Source organism: Nocardioides sp. J9 (assembly GCF_007829375.1).
Lineage (GTDB): Bacteria > Actinomycetota > Actinomycetes > Propionibacteriales > Nocardioidaceae > Nocardioides.
Genome location: NZ_VLJQ01000012.1, coordinates 1 through 7,054, shown reverse-complemented (window position 1 = coordinate 7,054; position 7,054 = coordinate 1). Strand labels below are relative to the sequence as shown.

Below are 7,054 nucleotides of genomic sequence, written 5' to 3'. Positions count from 1 at the left end.
CCCGATCAACATCCAGTACACGAGCGGCACCACCGGTTTCCCCAAGGGCGCCACGCTCAGCCACCGCAACATCCTCAACAACGGCTTCTTCGTGACCGAGCTGCTCGGCTTCACCGAGCAGGACCGGCTGTGCATCCCGGTGCCCTTCTACCACTGCTTCGGCATGGTGATGGCCAACCTGGGCTGCGTCACGCACGGCGCCACCATGGTCATCCCCGGCCCCGGCTTCGACCCGTCGGTCACCCTGCGCACCGTCGCCGAGGAGAAGTGCTCGGCGGTGTACGGCGTCCCGACGATGTTCATCGCGATGCAGAACGCCCCCGACTTCGCCGAGCACGACCTGTCGACGCTGCGCACCGGGATCATGGCCGGCTCCATCTGCCCGGTCGAGGTGATGAAGCGGTGCATCAACGACATGCACATGGCCGAGGTCGGCATCGCCTACGGCATGACCGAGACCAGCCCGGTGAGCTGCCAGACCCGCGCGGACGACGACCTGGACCGTCGAACCGCCACCATCGGGCGCGCCGCCCCGCACGTGGAGATCAAGATCGTCGACCCCGCCACCGGCGAGACCGTGCCGCGCGGCGAGCCCGGCGAGTTCTGCACCCGCGGCTACTCGGTGATGCTCGGCTACTGGGACGACGAGGCCAGGACCGCCGAGGCGATCGACGCCGACGGCTGGATGCACACCGGCGACCTCGCGGTGATGCGCGAGGACGGCTACTGCAACATCGTCGGCCGGATCAAGGACATGGTCATCCGCGGCGGGGAGAACATCTACCCCCGCGAGATCGAGGAGTTCCTCTACACCCACCCCGACGTCGAGGACGTGCAGGTGGTCGGCGTCCCCGACCAGAAGTACGGCGAGGAGCTGTGCGCCTGGATCCGGATGCGCGCCGGCGCCGACCCGCTCGACGCCGACAAGGTGCGCGAGTTCGCCACCGGCAGGCTCGCGCACTACAAGATCCCGCGCTACGTGATGGTGGTCGAGGAGTTCCCGATGACGGTCACCGGCAAGATCCGCAAGGTGGAGATGCGCGAGCGCTCCGCGGAGCTGCTCGGGCTCGCCTGAGCCGGCCGCCGGCCCCGTCCCCGCAGGGTCAGGACAGGGGCGAGCCGACGACCCGGCGAACCTCGAGCACCGGCACGTCGGCGGGGTCACCGCCCTCGTCGGGGAAGTCGAACACGGCGAGGATCAGCATCATCGGGTAGTCCGGCGCCTGGGAGCAGGTGCGGGTGACCTGGCCGTCGACGCTGAGCTCGACGGCGCCGCGCGACCAGCGCACGGCGTAGCGGTGCCACTGCGCCACGTCGAGCGAGCGCCGCTCGGCGGTGAAGTCGTCGACCAGGCCCGGGTCGCGGAACGGGTGGATGCCCTGCCCCAGCGCGACGGTGCCGTCGTCGCCGATGCTGTTGCCGAACACCTCGACCAGGCAGATCTCCCCGGAGCGCTCAGGTCGGTCCTCGAGGCCGACCATCCACGCGGAGAACATGGAGCGGCCGGTCAGGTGGGCCCGGCAGGTCACCTCGACGACCCCGAAGTGCGGGGCGAAGCCGACCATCGTGGGCTGCTCCTCACGGACCCGGAGGCCCGCGGCGAACGGCTGGGGCGCGTCGGTCGACCCGACCGGCCCGGACCGGTTCGCGCTGTGGATGCCCGAGACCCGCAGCGGCGTCGCGTGCGTGTCCGGGCACCAGCGCGGGTGGTCGGGCGGGATCGACAGGCGCAGCCCACCCGGCCCGACGTCGTACGCCGCAGCGGCCGCGGCGCGCGAGCTCCACGCCGGCAGGTACGACGACGTCCACCGCGCCGGGTCGAGCTGCTCGAAGCGTTCGTCGAAGTGTTCCTCGGTGCCCACGGGCGGTGACGCTAGCCGCGGGCACCGACAGCGACCCGGGTGGAACCGGTTCTGGCTCGGGCGTGACGCACGGGCCGGCCGGCTCGTTGCTCCCCCGGGCCCGGGAGGGCCCGGAGGAGAGGGAGATCCACATGCACGTCCGCCTGCCCCGCCGCGCCGCCGCCCTGGTCGCGGCCGCCGTCGCCGCCACCACCCTCGCGCCCGCGAGCGGGCCGGCCGCCGCCGCACCGGCACCGACCGCTGAGACGGCCGCGGCCACCCCTGCGGCCGCGGCGACCGGAGCACCGGTGAAGGCGGCCACGACGGCGTGGAAGCCGCGCGCCGAGCAGTACCGCGCCACGCACACCACCCGCGACCTCGTCATCCGGATGGACGACGGCGTCGAGCTGCGCGCCGACCTGGTCCGCCCGGCCACCGCCGCCGGCACCCCGGTCGGCACCCGGCTGCCGGTGATCATCACGATCACCGCCTACAACAAGACCGTCCTCGCCGCCGGCGGGGGAGCGGTGCTCGCCGGCGCCGACCCCGCCTACCTGGTCAAGCGCGGCTACGCCCAGCTGACCGTCGACGCCCGCGGCACCGGCTCCTCGGAGGGCACCTGGGCGGCGTTCAGCGCCCGCGAGGGCAAGGACGCCGCGGCGGTCGTGGCGTGGGCGGCGAAGCAGCCGTGGAGCAACGGCAAGGTCGGCATGACCGGGGCGTCGTACATGGGCATCTCGCAGCTGTTCGCCGCTGCCCGCCAGCCGAAGGGCCTCAAGGCGATCTTCCCGCAGGTCCCCGCCGCCGACGTCTACCGCGACGTCGTCGCGTCGGGTGGCCAGATCGACGTCGGCTTCATTCCGCTCTGGATGGGCCTGGTCACCGCGACCGGTGTCATCCCGCCGGCCTACGGGCTCCAGGAGCCGGTCGCCGGCTTCAAGGCGCTCACCGACCACCTGCAGGGCGCCCTCGGGTTCACCCTGCCGCTGATGCTGCAGGCCGTGCTCGGCGGCGAGCCGGCGTACGACGGCCCGTTCTACCGCGAGCGCTCGCCGATCACGACCATCGACAAGGTGAAGGTGCCGACCTTCCTCGTCGGCGGCGAGTTCGACCTCTTCCAGCGCGGCACCCCGCTCGTCTTCGAGCGCCTGCAGCGCAACAAGGTGCCGGTGAAGATGATCTTCGGCCCGTGGGACCACCTGCAGGGCTCCTCGGGCGCGGAGGTCGGCCGGGCCGGCTACGGCAGCCTGGCCGAGCTCCAGCTGCGCTGGTTCGACCACTGGATCAAGGGCCGCGACGGCAAGCTCGGCACGATCGCGCCGCTCACCTACTACGAGCAGGGCTCGGGGCGCTGGGTGAAGAAGCCGCGCTGGATCGCCTCCGACCTCTCCGCCCGCGTGCTCAAGCTGTCCGGCACCTCCGCCGTCGGCGGCAAGGCCGGTCGCCTCGTCGGGGGCAAGCCCGCCGCCGGGTCCTCGATCGTCCCGCCCGTGCCGGTCACCGGCCTCTGCACGCGCTCGGCCAACCAGTGGACCGCCGGCCTGCCGGCCGCGCTGCTGAAGGACCTGCCCTGCTTCACCGACAATCGCCTCAACGACCTCGGTGGGCTGACCTTCGACACTGCCCCGCTCGCGAGGCCGATCCGCTTCCAGGGCCCGGTCAACGCGCGTCTCTTCGTCTCCTCGCCGACCGGCGACGGCATGCTGTCGGTCGCGATCGAGGACGTCGCCCCCAACGGCAAGGTCACGCGTCTCACCGGTGGCTGGCAGGTCATCTCCCACCGCACCCTGGACAAGAAGAGGTCGCGCTACCTCGACGGCAAGCTGCTGCAGGCCTGGCACCCGTTCACGAAGGCCACGCAGAAGAACCTGCCGGGCGGCAAGGTCGCCGCGGTCGACGTCGAGGTCTTCCCGACCGGCGCCGTCGTCAAGCGCGGCCACAAGCTGCGGATCGCGGTGCAGGCCTTCGACGTCCCGCACCTGCTGTCCCCGCTGACCAGCCTGCTCGGACAGCTCGTGCCGGTGACGGTGCGCACCGGTCCGTCGTACCCGTCGTCGATCACGCTGGCCGTGCGTCGCTGACGCACGGCCGGGTCGGTCCCCGGGGCGGTCCCCGGGTCGGTCCCCGGGTCAGGAGCGCATGGAGACGCCCTCGCGCCAGTAGCCCATGAACGCGACCTGGCCGCGGTCGAGGCCGAGGTCCTTGACGAGCTTGCGGCGCAGGCCGGTCACGACCTTCGACTCGCCGGCGATCCAGGCGTAGAGCCCGGCGAAGGGGGAGTCGTCGGTGGGTACGGCGGTCGCCTCGACCACCTGCTCGCCCGAGGACGAGTAGACGGGGGTCTCCCACAGGTCGGGGTCGACCTCCTCCTCGTCGACCGCGATCGGCTCGGCAGGTGCGGTGCCGGTGAGGTGGGCGAGCACGGCGGCGTGCAGGTCCTCCCCGCGGGCGCCGCCGTTGCGGGGCAGCCAGGTCACCGAGACACCCGCCGGGGCGGCGACGTCGTCGAGCACGTCGGCGTCGACCGGCACCTCGAGGAAGGCCGCTCCGCGGGCGTCGGACGGGAGGTCGCGCAGGATGCCGCGGATCGCCGGCACGGCGGTCTCGTCTCCGACGAGCAGCAGCCGGGTCGCGTTGCCCGGCGACCACTCGATGCCGCCGAATTCGTGGCCCTTGCGGGGGGCCAGCACGACGAGTCGCTGGCCGGCCTGCGCCTGCAGTGCCCAGCGGTTGCCCGCGCCGTCCAGCGGGTCGTCCTCGTGCGCCTCGTGGACGACGATGTCGACGACCAGGCGGGTGTCGGTGCCCTCGCCGACGACGTCGCGCACGGTGTAGGTCCGCATCGAGCCGCGCTCGTCCTCGGGGATCTCGATCCACGTGGTCCACCAGCTGTCGTCCATCGCGGCGAAGGACGGTAGCGTGCCGGCCGCGTTGGGGAAGATCAGCTTGATCCGCTGGTCGAACACCGGACCCGGGGTCCCGAACTCGGCGAGCTCGTCGCCGGCCAGCTCGATCCGCACGAACGACGGGGAGACCCGCTCGACCCGCGCCACCTCGAGCTCGGCGAGGACCAGCGGCAGGGTGGCGACGTACGTGCTCTCCTCGACGGTCATGGAAGCAAGGCTAACCTAACTTCTTGACGTCGCCCCATCGGCACACTCCCGGCCCCGATCGGGCGGCCGGGTCAGATCTGCGTGCGGTGGAAGTTCTGGAACGAGCGCGACGGCGTCGGGCCACGCTGGCCCTGGTAGCGCGAGCCGTACTTCTCCGAGCCGTACGGGTGCTCGCTCGGCGAGGACAGCCGGAAGAAGCAGAACTGCCCGATCTTCATCCCCGGGTAGAGCTTGATCGGCAGCGTCGCCACGTTCGCCAGCTCCAGGGTCACGTGTCCGGAGAAGCCCGGGTCCACGAAGCCGGCGGTCGCGTGCGTCAGCAGGCCCAGCCGCCCCAGCGACGACTTGCCCTCGACGCGCGCCGCGATGTCGTCGGGCAGCGTGACGACCTCGTACGTCGACCCGAGCACGAACTCGCCCGGGTGCAGGATGAACGGCTCGTCACCCTCCGGCTCCACCACCCGGGTCAGGTCCGACTGGTCCGCCGCCGGGTCGATCGAGGGGTACTTGTGGTTGTCGAAGACCCGGAAGAACCGGTCGAGCCGGAAGTCCACCGAGGACGGCTGCATCAGGCCCGGGTCGTAGGGGTCGAGGCCGATCCGGCCGGCGTCGATCTCGGCGGTGATGTCGCGGTCGCTGAGCAGCACGCTCGGCACCCTAGCCGCCCCGGCGCCGCCCGGCACCGCGTGGGCCGGATCACGGGCGCACAATATGCGCGTGAGCTTCAGCAAGTACGTCGCACTCGGAGACTCCTTCACCGAAGGCGTCGGTGACCCGGACCCGGAGCGCCCCAACGGCTGGCGCGGCTGGGCGGACCGGTTCGCCGAGGCCCTGGCCGCCGACGCGGCCGCGGCCGGCCGCGACTTCGGCTACGCCAACCTCGCCATCCGCGGGCGCAAGCTCCCCGCCATCCTCGAGGAGCAGGTCGAGCCCGCCCTCGCCCTGAAGCCCGACCTGGTCAGCATCCACGGCGGCGGCAACGACGTGCTCCGCCCCAAGGTCGACCTCGACGTCCTCGCTGCGTCGTACGACGACGCCATCGGCCGCCTGACCGCCAGCGGCGCCCACGTCGTCATGTTCACCATCGCCGACACGGGCAACTCCGGCGTCATGAAGATGATCCGCGGCCGCACCGCCATCTTCAACGAGTGGGCCCGCGAGATCGCGGAGAAGCACGGCGCCACCCTCGTCGACATGTGGCGCATGCGCGGCTGGACCGTCGAGGAGGTCATGGACGAGGACCGCCTCCACCTCAACGCCGTCGGCCACCAGGCCATCGCCATCGCGGTCGCCGACGCCCTCGGCCTCCGGCACGACCTCCAGCCCCTCCCGCCCGTCGAGGTCCCCGTCCTCACCCCGCGCAGGCGCCGCGCCGCCGACCTCGCCTGGGCCCGCAGCCACCTCGCCCCCTGGGTCCACCGACGCATCACCGGCCGCTCCTCCGGCGACGGGGTGGAGCCGAAGCGCCCGGCCCTCGAGCCCATCGGGTAACATCCTCGATCGCACGGGGGAACCCGTGCAGGCGGATGTAGCTCAGTTGGTAGAGCGTCAGCTTCCCAAGCTGAATGTCGCGAGTTCGAACCTCGTCATCCGCTCGTATTGAATGGCGCGAGACGCGTCTCCGCTCCGGCGGCGGCAGCAAGCTGCAGTCGCTTCGCTCCCGCCGCGCTGCCGCGCCGCGGTTGCCTCCGGCGGATGGCTGGGTTGGCCTGGCGGCAAGACGACAGCGTTGGTTCGGGCGCGAGCGCGTCGCCCTGTCGAGGGCTGCGCGCAGGCACTCGCTCCGCTCGGCCCACGCTAGCCCCCGACGCGGCTTCGCCGCGGGGCGCCGCGCTGCCGCGCCGCGGTTGCCTCCGGCGGATGGCTGGGTTGGCCTGGCGGCAAGACGGCCGTAGGGGTCCGAGCGTGGCTGCCGGTGGGCAAGGCGGGTGTAGGTGGCCCGAGCGTGCCTGCCGGTGGCGCGAGCGTTGCTCCCGGTGGTTGAGGTGCGAGGCGCCCCGGCGCCGACTCGCGAAACCTCGCGCGAGCGCGTCGCCTGTCGAGGTCGGCGCGCGCGGTTGGCGGCGGCAGCAAGCTGCAGTCGCTTCGCTCCCGCCGCGC

At 72.4% G+C, this 7,054-nt stretch carries 6 protein-coding genes and 1 tRNA gene; 4 read left to right on the top strand and 3 right to left on the bottom strand.

From position 1 onward, the window contains the following. Window positions 1–1,075: AMP-binding protein (locus L615_RS01710; protein ID WP_145723900.1), on the top strand; the 1,075-nt coding region annotated here is incomplete at its 5' end. A gap of 28 nt (window positions 1,076–1,103) precedes the next feature. On the opposite strand, the gene L615_RS01705 is transcribed toward L615_RS01710, so the two are convergent. Next, complete coding sequence (locus tag L615_RS01705; protein ID WP_145723899.1) at window positions 1,104–1,862, bottom strand: glycoside hydrolase family 16 protein; 759 nt, start codon at window positions 1,860–1,862, stop codon at window positions 1,104–1,106. A 131-nt stretch (window positions 1,863–1,993) separates the two neighbouring features. Here L615_RS01705 and L615_RS01700 point away from each other — a divergent pair, with 131 nt between their 5' ends. Next, the gene (locus L615_RS01700; protein ID WP_145723898.1) at window positions 1,994–3,922 is read left to right on the top strand and encodes a CocE/NonD family hydrolase; all 1,929 of its coding nucleotides are present in this window, start codon (window positions 1,994–1,996) and stop codon (window positions 3,920–3,922) included. A gap of 48 nt (window positions 3,923–3,970) precedes the next feature. On the opposite strand, the gene L615_RS01695 is transcribed toward L615_RS01700, so the two are convergent. Next, a complete protein-coding gene (locus tag L615_RS01695) occupies window positions 3,971–4,954 on the bottom strand; it encodes a siderophore-interacting protein (RefSeq protein WP_145723897.1) in 984 nt (327 codons plus the stop codon). Window positions 4,955–5,025: 71 nt separating this feature from the next. Continuing rightward, the gene (gene dcd / locus L615_RS01690) at window positions 5,026–5,601 is read right to left on the bottom strand and encodes a dCTP deaminase (RefSeq protein WP_028655252.1); all 576 of its coding nucleotides are present in this window, start codon (window positions 5,599–5,601) and stop codon (window positions 5,026–5,028) included. A 70-nt stretch (window positions 5,602–5,671) separates the two neighbouring features. Here dcd and L615_RS01685 point away from each other — a divergent pair, with 70 nt between their 5' ends. Next, on the top strand, window positions 5,672–6,445 hold the full coding sequence (locus tag L615_RS01685; RefSeq protein WP_186449672.1) for an SGNH/GDSL hydrolase family protein: 774 nt from the start codon (window positions 5,672–5,674) through the stop codon (window positions 6,443–6,445). 31 nt (window positions 6,446–6,476) lie between these two features. Further along, window positions 6,477–6,549 (top strand) — tRNA-Gly (locus L615_RS01680). Window positions 6,550–7,054: the final 505 nt, after the last annotated feature.

Bases quoted from the DNA above. Each gene is read 5' to 3' on its own strand.
- L615_RS01700 (WP_145723898.1), top strand. From the start codon at position 1,994: ATGCACGTCCGCCTGCCCCGCCGCGCCGCCGCCCTGGTCGCGGCCGCC.
- L615_RS01695 (WP_145723897.1), bottom strand. From the start codon at position 4,954: ATGACCGTCGAGGAGAGCACGTACGTCGCCACCCTGCCGCTGGTCCTC.